Source organism: Paenibacillus silvestris, assembly GCF_009882985.1.
GTDB lineage: Bacteria > Bacillota > Bacilli > Paenibacillales > NBRC-103111 > Paenibacillus_E > Paenibacillus_E silvestris.
The window spans coordinates 61,085-76,626 of sequence record NZ_WTUZ01000010.1 but is presented as its reverse complement, the minus strand read 5'-3'; the positions used below and the strand labels follow the sequence as shown (position 1 = coordinate 76,626).

Below are 15,542 nucleotides of genomic sequence, written 5' to 3'. Positions count from 1 at the left end.
TAGTAAATTGTTGTTAAGAAAGGAGGGCACAACGATATGGCAAGGACAAAAGAATTTGATGAAGATGCTGTTTTGCTCAAAGCAATGCTGTTATTCTGGGAACAAGGTTATGAGAAGACATCTATGCAAGATTTGGTTACCTGCATGGGAATTCACAAAGGAAGCTTGTACGATACTTTTGGAGACAAGCACTCCCTATACATCAGAGCTCTGAAGAAATATATTGACATGTTTGACCAAGTGGTTAAGCGCCCGGTTATGCGGCGTATGGCTGATACCAATTCTGCCAAGGAAGCAATTCGATTCATACTTGAAATGATTGTCCAACCAGAATCTGGCATACCTGATGGTTGTTTCATGGTGAATACCGCGACTGAGTTGGCAAAACAGGATCCTATATCAAAGGATTTAGTTCTTTTGGGCTGGGCCAATTTCGAACAGTTTCTTCGTGAGATTATTGAGGAAGGCCAACAATCGGGAGAAATTTCCAAGACGCTGAGCGCAGAATTTTTGTCTTACTATTTTAATAACACATTAGTAGGACTTCGTGTATTGGTTAAGGCTCTAAGTGAAAAAGATAAATTTGAACATATTATCAATATGAATCTGTCGGTACTAGACTAAAACAGTGTGATTCAATTAACGAAGCTGTTTGGAAGTAGCGACATGATTCTGATAATTGTTATTTTATACTTATTTTTGAACGATCGTTCAAAAATTATTTCGGCCTATCAGGCCTTCATATAAAAAAATCAGTATTAAGAGGAGAGATCAGGATATGATAAAAATGGAGAAGAAATTGTATACAGCTACGGTAAATGTTCAAGGTGGAAGAGATGGCAAAGTGGTTTCCACAGATGGCAATCTGAACTTGGACTTGAGATATCCGAAGGAACTAGGGGGTAACGGAGCTGGAGCAAATCCAGAGCAACTGTTTGCTGCAGGATTTGCCGCATGTTTTGAAGGCGCGATGGGGACTATTCTTAGAAAAAAGAATATGAAAACAGAAGGCATAGCCATTAATTCTAGCGTTACGCTTGGCAAAGACGCAGATGATGGTTACGTGTTAGCAATCCATATGGACATCACGATAAAAGGCGTAGAAACAAGTGTGGCTGAAGAAATCGTCGCAGAAGCCCACTTGGTTTGCCCTTATGCCAAAGCAACTCAAGGCAATATTGAAGTCGTAACGAACGTCGTTGGGTAAGAAACGAAACAAGCGTATAAAATAATCCAATTATTATAAAAGGAGTGTTTTGAAAATGGTAAAAGTGGAGAAGAAATTGTATACAGCTACGGTAAATGTTCAAGGTGGAAGAGACGGTAAAGCGGTATCTACAGATGGTAATCTGAACTTGGACTTGAGATATCCGAAGGAGCTAGGGGGTAATGGGGCTGGAACAAACCCAGAGCAACTGTTTGCTGCAGGATTTGCGGCATGTTTTGAAGGCGCAATGGGGACTATTCTTAGAAAAAAGAATATTAAAACAGAAGGTATATCCATCGATTCTAACGTTACACTTGGCAAGGATGCAGATGATGGCTATGTATTAGCTGTGAGTATGGATATCACGATTAAAGGTATAGAAACTAGTGTGGCTGAAGAAATCGTCGCGGAAGCTCATCTGGTTTGCCCTTATGCGAAAGCAACTCATGGGAATATTGAAGTCATAACCAATGTAGTTGGTTAAGCAGAAGTGAAAATGAATGCAAATCAAAGTACCAGCGTCGATTTTAACAAGAAGGAACGGTTGAAGTCTTTAACCAAACTTCAGTACGACGTAACCCAGCATGGCGCGGACGAGAGGCCATTTAACAACGAATATTGGGATAATAGCAAAGAGGGCATCTATGTAGATATTGTTTCGGGTGAGCCCTTGTTCAGTTCGAAGGACAAGTATGAGGCAGGTACAGGCTGGCCAAGCTTTACCAAGCCTTTAGATCAAAGCTGCGTTGTGCTAAAAAGCAAATTCTTCTCTTTTGGTTATGAAGCCAGAAGTCGGGACGCCGACTCCTTCTTAGGTGATGTCTTCAAAGATGGACCGGGTCCAGAGGGATTACGATTCTGTATGAATTCAGCAGCCATGGAGTTTATTCCGAAAGCTGATCTTGAAAAAAGAGGATATGGCAAGTATACCGCCTTATTTAGAGAATAGATGTCAGGTGACATACAAATACCCCTAAAAAAAAAACCGCCTGTATGGCGGTTTTTTTTATCAACTTAACCAAGGGAGGTTTTTCTTGAATAGCATGCTAAAATAAGTGTATAAATAATCAGGAGGAATGTATGGAAAAACCAGTGGTTATTGAACACTATAACGAAAATTGGCCTTTTGAATACATACAGGAAGAAAGAAAAATCAAGGAAATATTTCACCAAAAAGCGATCGCTATAGAACACATAGGGAGCACCTCTGTTCAAGGCTTGGGCGCCAAACCGGTGATTGATTTCATGGTCGGAGTGAATGAATTAACAGAAGTAGAGGAATTTATTGAACCTTTAGCCCAAATAGGCTTTGAACATGTGTATCACAAAGAATTCCCTAATCGAAGATTTTTTAGAAAAGGTCCACGGAAGGCAGGAACACATCATCTGCATGTATACAATTATGGAAGTGAAGAATGGAAAAACCAACTGTTATTTAGAGATTATTTAAGGACTCATCCAGACGTCTTAAAGCAATACAATGACTTGAAGCAAATTCTTGCAGAGCAGTATCGTAATGATAGGACTGCATATACGAATGCCAAAAATCCATTCATCACGGATGTGATTCAAATAGCCAAATCTTCAATTTCCGATACGAAATAAGAAGTAAGTAATGTTGTTTTAAAAACATTAAGGAAGTTTAAATAAGTTGTGACATCTTGTTTTTGGAGGCAAACATGAAACTACTCGCATTTTTTACTCGCACGATATTAGTGCTTGCAACGCTCGCCTCGTTACTTCTTCTAGGCATATCTTTTCTATTCAACGATACCGGCGAGCCAGCGATTAGACTGCTTGTTCTTTGGGGAAAGTATTCACTTATTGGAATCATCCTTATCATTGTGAACGAGTTTCTGTTGCGAAGGGCTTTTGCTGATCGTTCCTTTAGGAAGACATACGGCATTTTTTGGCTATGTGTCGCGGTCGTGGGCGCTTGCGCTTGGGCGATATCCGCCTTTTTCTGAAGCGCTAGCAGTTTCATACTTAGTAGAGAAGAGGCTGTCCTTGATCATTGGATGATTAGGGATAGCCTCTTTATTTATGGAGTCGAATCAAATAGCGGGAAAAACTCCCTGTATATCAAGCAGTTCTTCATAGACACGTCCAATAACTGGAAAAAGTACCGTTAATTACTTCCTTCATCCTGTTTCATAGCTTTATTGACCGCATTAACTGGAGAAATTCCATTTACTCATACCTGTAGCTACGTTTTTGGGCGATTTAGCGGTAGCTTTTCCCGCTCATCTAAAGAGGGTCTACTAAATGTTCAATATGTTACAAGAACGATCATTCTTGAAAGATTGTTTTTGACATGCTATTATTTCTTTGGAAGGAGACAAGAGGTCTGCAACAAAAGTTAACTTTATTTCGTTTATATATTGAAATCACTCAAACACATAGGAGAGAAGACATATTATGAGAAGCAATATGAAAAAAGCAGCAGTGGTATATCCAATGTTAATCGCGAGTATGGTTATGTTCACAGCATGTACATCGACTGAAAAACCTGTAGCGAACGCAGCTACTCCAATAGCAAGCAGCACTCCAAATGTAGTAGCTGAACCTTCAGCTACAGCTAGCGCAAGTCCGACATCTACATCAACGCCGACATCAACACCGGCTTCAACGCCTAGCAGCAACGTTAATGTAAAACCAGTCTCATCGGAAACAACGACGTCCGTTACGAAGCAAATTAAAGATATGTTTGAATTAGCGAAGGCAGGTAAGGTAGCAGGCATAGAATTTGCTGGAGAAACTAGTTTCTTCCAAGATGTGGAGAAGGCATGGGGGAAAGCGGATAGTAAAGATGCGGCTGGAAGTGGCATATATGCGACTTACACGAAGAAGCATGCCGTAATTGGCTTCAATAAAGGTGATCAAATCATTGATATTCGCTCCAATGATCCCAAGCTGCAGACCATAACATTAGCTCAGATTGAGCAAGCCCTTGGAAAGCCAGTAGATACGAAAGTTAATGGGGATGATACGATTTATATTTATAAAGCATCTGATATGTTTCAACTTAAATTCATTATTCCCAAATCAAGCGGAAAAGTAGACCACATCTCTGTTTTTGATACCAAACACTTAGTCAACAACATGGCTGGTTAATAACGACAACGCGGCTGCCGGCTTAGATCGGTGGCCGCGTTGTGCTAACTGGCCGTTTATTTTTACATACATGTGAAAAGATCTTTCTATTCTGTTGAGCGATCTGCGCATAAGAATTGCGTTTCGGATGGAACTTAATGATAGATCGTCACATTGGTTTCCAAAAAGGAGCGTTACTTCATGAAGCTCAGATTATTTTTCTCTCGTTCAGCAATGATGCTAAGTCTGACTGTTGGCTTGACGATTTGCTGCCCAATTACTGGAGAAGCTAATGGCAAGGCGGAAGCAGCCCCTCAGGAAACGACAGCCGACAAGACCGCCATCCGTCCGTTTCACGTGCATTTTCCAGAAAGTGAGCTCGTTGATTTACGCAAACGCATACTTGCGACAAGATGGCCAGACAAAGAGACGGTCTCGGATCAAACTCAAGGCGTACAACTGGCGACGGTGAAGAAACTTGCGGACTATTGGGCGAAGGATTATAACTGGTACAAGTTCGAGGAGAAGCTGAATGCCTTACCGATGTTCACCACCAATATCGATGGGGAGGACATTCAGTTCATTCACGTTCGGTCGAAGCATGAAGATGCTTTACCGATCATTCTTATGCACGGCTGGCCAGGATCCATCATCGAGATGCTAAAAATTATTGACCCGCTTACGAACCCTACGGCCTATGGTGGAAAGGCATCGGACGCGTTCGATGTCGTTATTCCTTCAATGCCTGGTTATGGTTTCTCAAGCAAACCGACTGCAACCGGATGGGGGCCAGACCGAATTGCAAAAGCATACGGTGAGCTAATGAATCGTTTGGGGTACACGCAATATGTCGCGCAAGGAGGCGATTGGGGTGCTATGATCGCAGACTTGATGGGCGTACAGAAGCCAAAGGGATTGATTGGGATTCATACGAATATGCCAGGTGCAGTTCCGGCCAAAATTGAAAAATCGATTATGATGGGCAAAGGTTGTCCCCCGGGTCTCTCGGGTGATGAGAAGCATGCCTGCGAACAACTCGCATTTTTCAACATGCAGCTTGCTTACTCGCAGATGATGGAGTCACGTCCTCAGACATTGACTGGTCTAGCGGATTCGCCTGTCGGCTTAGCGGCCTTCATGCTCGACCATGATGCGAAAAGCTTGGAACTCATGGCAAATGCCTTTGACGGAAAGCAAGAAGGTCTATCACGAGAAGATATTCTTGACAATATTACGCTCTATTGGTTGACGAACACGCCGATCTCGTCAGCACGTCTATATTGGGAGAACAAATATCCCTTTTTTAGTGTCAAAGGTGTCACGTTGCCGGTTGCTGTTAGTGCTTTTCCAGACGAGCTGTATCAAGCGCCGAAGAGCTGGGCGGAGAAAGCATACCCGAATCTGATCTATTATAACAAGCTAAACAAAGGTGGCCACTTCGCGGCATGGGAACAGCCCAAGCTATTCGTGGAGGAGCTTCGAAATGCCTTCAAATCAATGAGATAAAAGGAATGAAGCTGTCGATATCATTGGCAGCTTCATTCCTTTTATGGCTTTCATAATATCCGTACATTTAAGAAATATTTTATTTTTACCCCTCTTATTATTTAAGCATTCCGTCTTATTCTTAGATAAGTCCATTTGAAATGCTCAAAAAAAGGAGGAAAACAGGAAATGAGCAAACCGATTCGAAACACACGGTTAACAACGATTGCCCTCATGGCAACATTATTGCTAGGGATGGTTGCCCCTACAAGTGCTGGTGCAAGTGAGAGTCAGAGTGCCGTCTCGTCTTCATTAAACAAGTTGACCATTGCAGGGAACAGCTATTTCGAAATCAAGCAGATTCATCTTCTGCCAAGTCAAAGTGGGAATATGGCCACATTTATAGTGACTCTTCATAATGAAGGCAGCTCTGAACTCAAGTTTACTGATTACTGGGCACGCTTAAAAAGCAAGTCAGGTATTCCGTTCTCAGCACGTTTATTGCCAGCAGATAAGGATAAGAATATTGTTGCTCCTGGCTCAACAACCGATTTCACATTCTACGCAACGGTTAATGCGAATACGAAATTGCAAGATCTTGTGGTTCAAATTATAAAATGGGATTTCAGTCAGTCCAATTTTGAACATCTTTTAGGCGAAGTAGCTATACCTGATACCTTCACAGACGTAACACCTGCTAACGACGACTCCATGATTTCAGTTGGCGGCAGCGATCTCAAAGCTTCCATTACAAAGTTTACCAGTAATAAAAATGAAAAGTACTACATACCAACGGTGTACTTGACCTTAGAAAACGTTGGGAGTCAAGCTGTGACAATCCCTTCCTATCTTTTTTCGATCCGCACGTCGGATGGGCTGGTTTATCCATTGGATGCAAAGGGAACGAAAGATTTGATATTGAATCCGAAAGAAAGCAAGGAAATTCAACTCTCTGGTTCTGTTCCTGTTTCCGTGGCTGCCAGCAATTGGCAGTTAACTGTAGCTGAAAATATTGAGGAGTTGAAGCTCAATATTCCCATTGCCGCCTTCCAATTACCCACGATTACCGCAGGAGATGAGGGTTCGCTTGGAAAAGAGTATGCTTTCACCAGTAAATCTGGTATCTACACAGCGCAGTTGAACGCGTTGCACCGACTCCCTTGGGATGATCAGGACATTTTGACAGCAGATTTGACGCTGAGCAACAAGGGGGAGGAATCACTCCCTATACCGAAGTTATCAGGCTATTTCTTACTGGATAATGCGGTGAAGATTGCCGCGAATTTGGTGCAAACAGCTAAAGTAATTGGACTTGGTGCAGGTGAAAGTGTACATGCCCAGCTTGTTGGGAAGGTACCCTATTCGAATGAATTTTCGCAGATAAAATTAGTTCTTCAAGAGATTGAAGAGAATGATTCCACTGTTGGAACGGATACTGCGAATGTGAAAACTACAGATGTACTTGAATTTTCAAGTAAAGATGACGTTCAACCGATACCTTTCATTGGAAAAGGCGAGTCCTATACGACAAATGATACCGGACGTAAGTCGCAATTCAAGGTTCTTGGTGTTTCAACATATTGGGATAATACGAATGTCCTGTATTCCGCGATGGTCGAAGTTACTAATCTGGAGAAAAGATTCTTGGCAGTACCTAAGTTAGTCGCCAATTTCCGCTCGGCAGATGGAACTGTATTCCCTGCAACAGTGGCTGAAGTTAAAGATAAAGTTAGCCCGTCAGGTAAGGGATTACTCAACGTATGGGCTTCGGTCCCTAAAGGTTATTCAACATCCAATTTAAATTTAATCTTAGGTGAAGCAGTAACAGACGGTAGACTTGCGGAAGGAGAGAAGGATGTTGTTGATTCCTATGTGAACCCAGCTGCCTACTGGCTTCCAGATGAGAAGACGAATGTTGCGACAACTCTGGCGAATGTCGAGTTGCTGCCCTATACGATTTCAATGAATAAAATAGGAACTTCCATTGAGGATGGCATGTTTACTTTGAAATTCAATTATGAATTAACAAAAGAAAAGTTAACAGAAATGAGTACCGAGGGTCACAACTTATTACTCGTTTTTGAAGACGGCGGTGGCGAAAAGCGATTCGAGAAAAAATTTGATTTCAAAGATTTCGATGTGATGAATGGAGATTCTACAGCTGATGAAGATGATAAAATTCGACTAGGTAAACGAGAAAATTTCAAAATATCAATTTCGGATCCCGGATTAATATATAAAACTCAATTTTTAAAGCAGTACACACTCAGCATTTACGATGAATTCCAAGGACAAAGAAAACTGCTTGCATCACAAAAAGCGGATTGGTTTATTACAACGGATTAATTCATTCTTGTTTCTTTTGAATGATGCGCTGTGATACGATAATGTAGCATGGCCATATAAACCTTTCAGAAAAGAGACTCTAAGCGATGATCAAAATAACCAGGTCGAAAGTTGAAGATGAGCTTCAGTCCCTTATTGGGACGGAAGTTTATATTCACAGTGAAGCAACTTCATTTGTATTCGTGCGCAATTTTAAAGTCAATGTTACACATGCCTTTCTAGCAGGGGAAGGTCCATTTCGTGCCGCACTCCGATTTGATGGGCATGGCTGGCTTCGAATGGAGGCGCTCACGCATTATGAGATCGATGACAACAATCGTCTCTTGTTGGCCGGCTATGACGACAGAGGTCGGATGAATGTTGCACTGCACATTGGAAAGGAGCCGTTTCCAGAATGAACAACACGGATAAAGCACCATTGAAAAAGTTGCTCGCGGTGTTTGCTCATCCCGACGATGAGTCGTTTATATGTGGAGGGACCCTTGCGAAATACGCCAGTGAAGGGGTCGACATCACGTTAGTGAGTGCCACTCGTGGAGAAATGGGACGACGCATGGGCAATCCGCCCTATCTCAACCGTGAATCGATGGCAGCTGCCCGTGAAATGGAACTGCGGAATGCCTGCGACAGTCTGGGCATACGGGAGCTCTTATTTTTGGATATCCGCGACAAGACGGTTGAGTTTGTGGATGAGAATAACTTGACAACACGCATTGCGAATTTCATTCAAGAAGTTGATCCGGATGTCGTACTTACGTTTCACGAGAAGCTGGGTGGCCATCCAGACCACTGTGCAATTGGGAAGGCGACGACGGCGGCTTTTCAAAGAACAGAACAACGAGGGGCATTATATTTCATTTCATTTGGTGAAGCGATGGAGCATCCAGAACGTTATGGGTATTCCCGCAAGGATGTTGTCAAAATCGATGTGCATGCTCATTTCGATGCTAAGCTTGCCGCGTTTCGTGCTCACAGGTGTCAAACCGAAATTGATGAGTGGGTATGGCTGCCTGACCATGAAGCAAAAGCGAGATTTGGCAAATATGAATACTTTTTGAAAGCGGATAGGGCGTCGGAAGTGAAAACCGATGGATTTTGAAAAAAAGAATAGGAGTAATGATCAATATTATTCCATAGGTCAAGCAGCAAAAATTTGTGATTTATCCGTCCAAACATTGCGATATTACGATAAAATCGGATTGGTGATTCCCAATCATACAGACAAACTTTCCGGTTATCGCTTTTACTCTAATCGAGATATTCTAACTATTAAGATCGTCCAGGACATGAAAATGCTGCAATTCTCGTTAGACGATATTGGGAAGATGTTGAAGAACGATAGCTTGGAGAGCCTGTTTACTAAGCTCAAAACCAAACAAACAGAAATGCTAGAAGAGATTAGTAGATTGGAACAGACCGTGAAGTCGATCGAGCAAAGAACGGCTAGAATCGTTCAGCTTCAGGAAATAGGAAGTGGTTTGAAAGACAGCGATGTGCTTGTGGAGTTGAAGCGTTTCACTGACCGCTATGTCATCTCTGATCGAGGGCTTTATGCTTGCGGGATGGAACCCTCGATTGTCAAATTTACTGAGCTATTTGGGAAGGTTGATGTTAGTAGTCTAAACACGAATCAAATTATGACTATTTATCATGAGAACATTATGACCTTCGACCGCGCGGAATCAGACTTGGAATTCTGTATCATTCTTGATCATGCAGGAACGGGAATGGATTATACGCGAATGATTCCTGAAGGTGATTATATTACTGCTCTGTATTCCGGAATCCCTAACGATGTGTCATGCAAACGGATCTATCGTAGACTTCTACAATGGATTGAGGAAAACGGATACGTTGAGAATGGTTCATCCATCGAACAGTATTTGGTGGATGCGGCACAAATGATGAAGCCGGATGAGTTTATTGTTGAGCTGCAAGTTCCTGTAAGAAAAGCATTGACCCTATAGTTGCTATAGGGTTTATTTTGTTATTATCCGGTATGTATATGAGGAGGATAACAATGAATTTAATTTTAGGAACTGGGCCGTTAGGGATGTCTGTGATGAGGGAGCTAATCGCGAGGGAAGAGCCAGTTACAATGGTTAGTTTAGGTGGAAAAGCAACTGTCCCACAGGGGGTAAGGGTAGAAAGAGCCGATCTAATGGATAAAGATCAAGCGAAGAAAGTCATAAAGGGATCAAAGGTTATCTTTCAATGTTCACAACCTCCCTATCAGAAGTGGGACAAGATGTTTATACCTTTTCAGGATAATATCATTTCAGGAGCTGTTGCTGCAGGTGCCAAACTTATTGCAGCTGAGAACTTGTATATGTATGGGTTGGTAAAAGGGAGCATGCACGAGAATTTACCCTATTCGGCTACAACGAAAAAGGGAAAGATCAGGGCAGAAATGTCGCAGATTTTAAAGAAATTACATCAGGACGGAACCTTGCAGGTGGCAATGGGAAGAGGGGCGGATTTTTTTGGTCCGAACGTTCACAATTCTGCCGTAGGTTCAAGGCTATTTCATTCAATCAGAAATGGGAAAGCCTGCACGGTGATGGGTAACCCGGACCGGAAGCATACGTACACATTTATTGAGGATTTCGGCAAGGCGCTTGTTGTGCTTAGTCAACATGATGACGCATTCGGACAAGTGTGGCATGTACCGAATGCTGACACCGTAAGTACAAGGGAATTTGTAGATATGGCGTATCAAATTGCTGGGTTCCCACCAGCAATTCGAACGATGGGAATAGGCATGCTCAGACTAGGTGGGTTGTTCATACCTGAAGCCAAAGAGAGCATTGAAATGCTGTACCAATTCCAAGAGGATTTCACTGTAGACAGTAACAAATTCACTAAACGGTTTGGTATTCAGGCAACACCTTTGCATGATGCCTTAGAGAAAACCTTGCTATCGTAGCTTACGGTAAAAATTCAAGGAGGCGGCTTGAAGCAGCTGAAAGCGGCACACCCTTAAGTGTTGCAATCCCAATGTGGCGCTCAGGAACAGGAGGGGTTAAGGGGATTTCAACCAATTTGCCTGAGCTTAACTCCTCAGTTACGTAATTGCGTACAATAAAGGTTAAGCCAAAACCACTTTGTGCGAATTGTACAAGAAGATCAAGGCTGCCTAATTCAAATTCTGGCTTTAGCTGTATACCGTGAGAAATCGCATAGTTATCAAGAAAGCTTCGTGTACTGCCTCCTGACTCAAGGAGCAGCAAGGGGTATTGATGAAGCTGCTCCAGAGGGAAAGGACTTTCTGCTAGAGCAGCATAATCTTCATTGCCGACGAGACAGTCCTGCTGGGGAGAACTTACACGGAAAATAATGTTCGGATCTGGCATAGGTAAATTCACAATGCCAAAGTCAATTTTCCCCTCTTTTAGAAGCGTGATGGTTTCTGGGGTTGTTCGGTTGGTGACGTGGATCTTGATGTCTGGGAATTGCTTATGGAATTTCTCTAAATGCGGTAGCAGATATTGCTTGCAGAGCGTGTCGCTTGCACCGATGTTAATCTCCCCATGAATAAGTTCATGCATGTCAGAAATTTTTTTCTCCCCAATTTCAATAAAATGCATGGCTTGCTCTACATATTTGAAAAGCACTTCACCTTCAGTTGTTAACGTCACTCCTTTTTTCGTCCGAAAAAAGAGCAATCCGCCAAGACTTTGTTCGAGTTGCTTTAATGTGTGACTTACCGCGGGTTGCGTGATATGAAGTTTCTCTGCAGCCTTCGTTAAACTGCCGAATTTAGCTGTCCAATAGAAAACACGATACCATTCCATATTGAAATTCATAGACATTACTCCTGTTTATGATGATTATTATTTATATCAATTTTACTAATGTTATTACTAGAAATTATAATAATTGATGTAGATAAATTCAAGTGGCGGAGGCGAGTACATTGACAGTTACAGCGATTGTGGGAGCAAACTGGGGAGATGAAGGAAAGGGTAAAATGACGGATGTTCTTTCTGCAGAATCGGCTTATGTTGTGCGTTATCAAGGCGGGAGCAACGCGGGGCATACGATTATTAACGATTACGGGAAATTTGCGCTGCATATGCTTCCATCGGGCGTGTTTTATCCGAAAGTAAGGAATGTGATTGGTCCAGGAGTTGCGTTAGATGTGGATGCTTTCCTAAGAGAACGAGAAGAGTTGCTTGGAAGAGGTGTTCCAGAGCCGCATTTAAGTGTCTCTGATCGTGCTCAAATTGTGCTTCCTGTACATCGTTTATTTGATGAATTGGAAGAGGAGCGATTAGGTGTTCATAGTTTTGGTTCAACCAAACGCGGGATTGCTCCTTTTTACATGGATAAATATGCCAAGCTCGGCATTCAAGTTTCAGACTTGTACGATAAAGATCGACTATTATTTCGACTAAAACAATCGCTTGAGGCAAAAAACGTCCTGCTTGAGCATCTGTATGGGCGACAACCGATGCAAGCAGAGGATTTGCTTCCGGAATTAGTAGCGCAAGCAGAGAAACTCCGCCCATTTGTTCGCGATACCACGATTATGCTTCATAAGGCGTATGAGAAAGGTGAGCCGATATTGCTGGAAGGACAACTAGGTGCACTTCGTGACCCCGATCATGGCATTTATCCTTATTCCACATCATCTTCAACGCTTGCTGGATTTGCCTCTGTCGGTGCTGGGTTGCCACCTTATGCTATTTCGAAGGTTATGGCTGTGGTCAAAGCGTATTCAAGCTGCGTAGGTACAGGACCATTCGTATCTGAGTTGGATGGAACAGAAGCTGATGAACTGCGGCGCTTGGGTGGGGATGCGGGAGAGTTCGGAGCAACAACGGGTCGACCTCGTCGTGTTGGTTGGTTTGATGCTGTAGCTACCCGTTATGGCTGCCTGATACAAGGAGCAACGGAAGTCGCTTTGACAAATCTTGATGTTCTTGGCTATCTAGATAGCATTCCAGTTTGTGTTGGATATGAATTAGAAGATGGGACGATAACAGAGGATTTTCCAGTGACTCCAAAGATGGATAAAGCAAAACCTGTATTACGACAATTAAAGGGCTGGAAATGTGATATCTCACAAGCACGCTCTTTTGACGAGCTGCCTATTGCGGCTCAGCAATATGTCGCATTCATAGAATCTGCCATCAAAGTGAAAATCATGTATGTCTCGGTAGGACCTAGACGTGAACAACTAATAAGCATATAAGAAACTGCAAATAATGGAAGGCTGCCAGGACAAGAGGCAGCCTTTTTGGTTATCTACCATTAAATTGGTAGCTGAAGGACAGAATACAGATCAAGAAATAAGCTTTATAATGATTATCCGAGGTTCTCTGATGATTATTGATTGCTGTAATCCCCCGGATTGTAAGCGTATACAACTGGCTTTCTGATGATTGTATCCGGTTACTCCATACGATGCTATGATCATTCTATTCAAACGCACCATGCAGAAAGGTAGGTCATCTCTCATGAAGGCAACGACGGTGGATGCCGGCGTCAAACGAGTATCTATTTTATCCTCAAACGTACTGAAAAAAAGACTGCTCAAAAATCGCTGGCTCTATTACATGCTTACCCCAGGTGTACTGTATTTTCTTATCTTTAAATATGCACCGATGTGGGGGGTGTTGATCGCATTTCAGGATTACTCACCTTTCAATGGGTTTTGGGGGAGTGATTGGGTCGGCCTTACCCACTTCCGGACATTCTTCAGTGAGCCCGAGTTTGTGCTGCTGTTCAAAAATACGTTTATTCTAGCGATCTACAACATCTTTTTCTTCTTCCCGTTACCGATCCTTATTGCACTCATGCTGAATGAAGTTCGTAAGGAAGTGTTCAAGCGAACTGTTCAAAGCCTCATTTATATCCCGCATTTCATTTCTTGGGTCGTCGTTGTCGGATTGGTCCATATTCTATTTACTACGGAAGGCGGTATCCTTAACGAATTGATCGCTTCATTCGGTGGACAGAAGTTGAACATGCTGCTGGATAAAGACTGGTTTAGGCCGTTTATCATTGGCGAAATGATTTGGAAAGAAACCGGTTGGGGAACGATCCTGTTCCTTGCAGCACTTGCTGGCGTCGACACGCAGCTGTACGAAGCTGCTCGGATCGATGGTGCAGGAAGATGGAAACAGATGATTCACGTGACGTTACCAGCCATCCGCAGTACGATCGTTGTTCTCCTGATCTTAAGGCTCGGTTCTTTCCTGGATGTTGGTTTCGAGCAAATATTCCTCATGCTCAACCCGATGAATCGCGAGGTTGGTGAAGTCTTCGAGACCTATGTATATGAACGCGGCATACAGCAAGGGGATTTCAGTTATTCAACAGCAGTGAACTTGTTCAAATCCGTCATTGGCATTGTGATGGTGGTTGGCGCCAACCACTTGGCTAAAAAAGCAGGTGAGGAAGGCATTTATTAATAAGAAGGAGGAATCGGGATGAAGGAATCACTTGGCGGTAGATTGTTTGATCTTTTCAATTACATCTTTCTGGGATTGTTTGGTTTAGTGACTGTACTCCCTTTTATTTATGTGGTCGGCGGTGCATTTACCTCGCCGCAGGAATATATCAGCCGAAGGCTAGTCTTGTTTCCGCATACGCTATCGCTTGAGGGATTTAAGTATATCTTCTCAACCCCGGTGCTGTTGACCAGCTTGAGCGTAACTATCTTCATTACGGTTGCTGGCACGCTGATTAACTTGGTGTTCACCTGTTTAATGGCATATCCGCTGTCGCGCAAAGATTTGGATGGACGAAAGTTCATTTTGCTCGGTGTCGTATTCTCGATGTTGTTCAGCGGGGGGATGATTCCGCTCTTTCTAGTCGTCAAGTCGCTCGGAATGATCGATTCCTTCTGGTCGCTGCTGCTGCCTGGGGCAATTAGTGCGTTTAACCTGATTGTACTTAAAAATTTCTTTCAACAGATGCCGGATGGGCTTGAGGAAGCAGCAAAAATAGATGGCTGTAATGATCTGCGTATTCTGTGGCAAATTGTGCTGCCGCTGTCGTTACCAGCTATTGCAACGTTCTCATTGTTCTACGCGGTCAACCATTGGAACTCGTTTTTTTCCGCCATTCTTTACATTAACGACAACTATAAATGGCCGATTCAAGTTTGGCTGCGGCAGATCGTTATCCTTTCGTCCGGGGGGCTCGGTGATTCAGCGACGTTTGATTCCAACTACATTGTGCCGCCTGGACAAATTATTAAGATGGCGGTTATTGTCATCTCCACCGTCCCTATCCTCTGTGTGTATCCATTCTTGCAGAAGCATTTTGCAAAAGGGGCTTTAATCGGATCGGTCAAAGGCTAAATCTAAGGAGGTTCTATGCAAAATGGACGAGTGCCAGAACGCTCTCCCCCTGAAGGGATAAGTTGCCAGACTCTGATACACCAATATGAACTTATGGA

General features: G+C 43.0%; 17 protein-coding genes. 16 read left to right on the top strand and 1 reads right to left on the bottom strand.

What is annotated here, in order from left to right; genetic code table 11:
- The first annotated feature begins 36 nt into the window (after positions 1-36).
- The 13 genes from GQF01_RS03800 (at position 37) to GQF01_RS03740 (ending at position 11,057) form a co-directional block, all read left to right on the top strand.
- Positions 37-624, top strand: coding sequence for a TetR/AcrR family transcriptional regulator (locus tag GQF01_RS03800; RefSeq protein ID WP_161405542.1), 588 nt, complete (start codon positions 37-39; stop codon positions 622-624).
- 154 nt (positions 625-778) lie between these two features.
- Positions 779-1,207 (top strand): organic hydroperoxide resistance protein, encoded by a 429-nt coding sequence (locus GQF01_RS03795; protein ID WP_161405541.1) that lies wholly within the window; start codon positions 779-781, stop codon positions 1,205-1,207.
- 55 nt (positions 1,208-1,262) lie between these two features.
- A complete protein-coding gene (locus GQF01_RS03790) occupies positions 1,263-1,691 on the top strand; it encodes an organic hydroperoxide resistance protein (RefSeq protein ID WP_161405540.1) in 429 nt (142 codons plus the stop codon).
- 12 nt (positions 1,692-1,703) lie between these two features.
- Positions 1,704-2,156: a peptide-methionine (R)-S-oxide reductase MsrB gene (gene msrB, locus GQF01_RS03785; protein WP_161405539.1), complete on the top strand. Its 453-nt coding sequence runs from the start codon at positions 1,704-1,706 to the stop codon at positions 2,154-2,156.
- 131 nt (positions 2,157-2,287) lie between these two features.
- The gene (locus GQF01_RS03780; RefSeq protein WP_161405538.1) at positions 2,288-2,812 is read left to right on the top strand and encodes a GrpB family protein; all 525 of its coding nucleotides are present in this window, start codon (positions 2,288-2,290) and stop codon (positions 2,810-2,812) included.
- A gap of 74 nt (positions 2,813-2,886) precedes the next feature.
- Positions 2,887-3,174, top strand: coding sequence for a hypothetical protein (locus GQF01_RS03775; RefSeq protein WP_161405537.1), 288 nt, complete (start codon positions 2,887-2,889; stop codon positions 3,172-3,174).
- A gap of 451 nt (positions 3,175-3,625) precedes the next feature.
- On the top strand, positions 3,626-4,321 hold the full coding sequence (locus GQF01_RS03770) for a YjgB family protein (RefSeq protein ID WP_235958900.1): 696 nt from the start codon (positions 3,626-3,628) through the stop codon (positions 4,319-4,321).
- A 180-nt stretch (positions 4,322-4,501) separates the two neighbouring features.
- Positions 4,502-5,806 carry an epoxide hydrolase family protein gene (locus tag GQF01_RS03765; RefSeq protein ID WP_235958897.1) on the top strand — a complete coding sequence of 435 codons (1,305 nt, stop codon included), beginning with the start codon at positions 4,502-4,504 and terminating at the stop codon, positions 5,804-5,806.
- A 168-nt stretch (positions 5,807-5,974) separates the two neighbouring features.
- A complete protein-coding gene (locus GQF01_RS03760) occupies positions 5,975-8,131 on the top strand; it encodes a hypothetical protein (protein WP_161405536.1) in 2,157 nt (718 codons plus the stop codon).
- Positions 8,132-8,217: 86 nt separating this feature from the next.
- The gene (locus GQF01_RS03755; RefSeq protein WP_161405535.1) at positions 8,218-8,529 is read left to right on the top strand and encodes a DUF1806 family protein; all 312 of its coding nucleotides are present in this window, start codon (positions 8,218-8,220) and stop codon (positions 8,527-8,529) included.
- Positions 8,526-9,230, top strand: a complete 705-nt coding sequence (locus GQF01_RS03750) for a PIG-L family deacetylase (RefSeq protein WP_161405534.1) — start codon at positions 8,526-8,528, stop codon at positions 9,228-9,230. Before GQF01_RS03755 ends, GQF01_RS03750 begins: the two co-directional genes overlap by 4 nt.
- Positions 9,220-10,098 (top strand): MerR family transcriptional regulator, encoded by an 879-nt coding sequence (locus GQF01_RS03745; protein ID WP_161405533.1) that lies wholly within the window; start codon positions 9,220-9,222, stop codon positions 10,096-10,098. The genes GQF01_RS03750 and GQF01_RS03745 overlap by 11 nt, the downstream gene beginning before the upstream one ends.
- A gap of 53 nt (positions 10,099-10,151) precedes the next feature.
- Positions 10,152-11,057 carry an NAD-dependent epimerase/dehydratase family protein gene (locus GQF01_RS03740; protein ID WP_161405532.1) on the top strand — a complete coding sequence of 302 codons (906 nt, stop codon included), beginning with the start codon at positions 10,152-10,154 and terminating at the stop codon, positions 11,055-11,057.
- Between the two features lies 1 nt (position 11,058).
- Here GQF01_RS03740 and GQF01_RS03735 read toward each other — a convergent pair whose 3' ends face one another.
- Positions 11,059-11,937: a LysR family transcriptional regulator gene (locus GQF01_RS03735; RefSeq protein ID WP_161405531.1), complete on the bottom strand. Its 879-nt coding sequence runs from the start codon at positions 11,935-11,937 to the stop codon at positions 11,059-11,061.
- Positions 11,938-12,047: 110 nt separating this feature from the next.
- Here GQF01_RS03735 and GQF01_RS03730 point away from each other — a divergent pair, with 110 nt between their 5' ends.
- The 3 genes from GQF01_RS03730 to GQF01_RS03720 all read left to right on the top strand — a co-directional run bounded on the left by GQF01_RS03730 (position 12,048) and on the right by GQF01_RS03720 (position 15,444).
- On the top strand, positions 12,048-13,328 hold the full coding sequence (locus GQF01_RS03730) for an adenylosuccinate synthase (protein WP_161405530.1): 1,281 nt from the start codon (positions 12,048-12,050) through the stop codon (positions 13,326-13,328).
- Between the two features lie 265 nt (positions 13,329-13,593).
- Complete coding sequence (locus tag GQF01_RS03725) at positions 13,594-14,550, top strand: ABC transporter permease (RefSeq protein WP_161405529.1); 957 nt, start codon at positions 13,594-13,596, stop codon at positions 14,548-14,550.
- An 18-nt stretch (positions 14,551-14,568) separates the two neighbouring features.
- Positions 14,569-15,444 carry a carbohydrate ABC transporter permease gene (locus tag GQF01_RS03720; RefSeq protein WP_202556061.1) on the top strand — a complete coding sequence of 292 codons (876 nt, stop codon included), beginning with the start codon at positions 14,569-14,571 and terminating at the stop codon, positions 15,442-15,444.
- Positions 15,445-15,542 lie beyond the last annotated feature (98 nt).

What these genes read in the sequence shown, in the direction of transcription:
- GQF01_RS03725 (WP_161405529.1), top strand. Translation starts at nt 13,594, where the DNA reads ATGAAGGCAACGACGGTGGATGCCGGCGTCAAACGAGTATCTATTTTA.
- GQF01_RS03720 (WP_202556061.1), top strand. Translation starts at nt 14,569, where the DNA reads ATGAAGGAATCACTTGGCGGTAGATTGTTTGATCTTTTCAATTACATC.
- GQF01_RS03775 (WP_161405537.1), top strand. Translation starts at nt 2,887, where the DNA reads ATGAAACTACTCGCATTTTTTACTCGCACGATATTAGTGCTTGCAACG.
- GQF01_RS03780 (WP_161405538.1), top strand. Translation starts at nt 2,288, where the DNA reads ATGGAAAAACCAGTGGTTATTGAACACTATAACGAAAATTGGCCTTTT.
- GQF01_RS03795 (WP_161405541.1), top strand. Translation starts at nt 779, where the DNA reads ATGATAAAAATGGAGAAGAAATTGTATACAGCTACGGTAAATGTTCAA.
- GQF01_RS03735 (WP_161405531.1), bottom strand. Translation starts at nt 11,937, where the DNA reads ATGAATTTCAATATGGAATGGTATCGTGTTTTCTATTGGACAGCTAAA.
- msrB (WP_161405539.1), top strand. Translation starts at nt 1,704, where the DNA reads ATGAATGCAAATCAAAGTACCAGCGTCGATTTTAACAAGAAGGAACGG.
- GQF01_RS03750 (WP_161405534.1), top strand. Translation starts at nt 8,526, where the DNA reads ATGAACAACACGGATAAAGCACCATTGAAAAAGTTGCTCGCGGTGTTT.
- GQF01_RS03790 (WP_161405540.1), top strand. Translation starts at nt 1,263, where the DNA reads ATGGTAAAAGTGGAGAAGAAATTGTATACAGCTACGGTAAATGTTCAA.
- GQF01_RS03755 (WP_161405535.1), top strand. Translation starts at nt 8,218, where the DNA reads ATGATCAAAATAACCAGGTCGAAAGTTGAAGATGAGCTTCAGTCCCTT.
- GQF01_RS03765 (WP_235958897.1), top strand. Translation starts at nt 4,502, where the DNA reads ATGAAGCTCAGATTATTTTTCTCTCGTTCAGCAATGATGCTAAGTCTG.
- GQF01_RS03800 (WP_161405542.1), top strand. Translation starts at nt 37, where the DNA reads ATGGCAAGGACAAAAGAATTTGATGAAGATGCTGTTTTGCTCAAAGCA.
- GQF01_RS03760 (WP_161405536.1), top strand. Translation starts at nt 5,975, where the DNA reads ATGAGCAAACCGATTCGAAACACACGGTTAACAACGATTGCCCTCATG.
- GQF01_RS03745 (WP_161405533.1), top strand. Translation starts at nt 9,220, where the DNA reads ATGGATTTTGAAAAAAAGAATAGGAGTAATGATCAATATTATTCCATA.
- GQF01_RS03740 (WP_161405532.1), top strand. Translation starts at nt 10,152, where the DNA reads ATGAATTTAATTTTAGGAACTGGGCCGTTAGGGATGTCTGTGATGAGG.
- GQF01_RS03770 (WP_235958900.1), top strand. Translation starts at nt 3,626, where the DNA reads ATGAGAAGCAATATGAAAAAAGCAGCAGTGGTATATCCAATGTTAATC.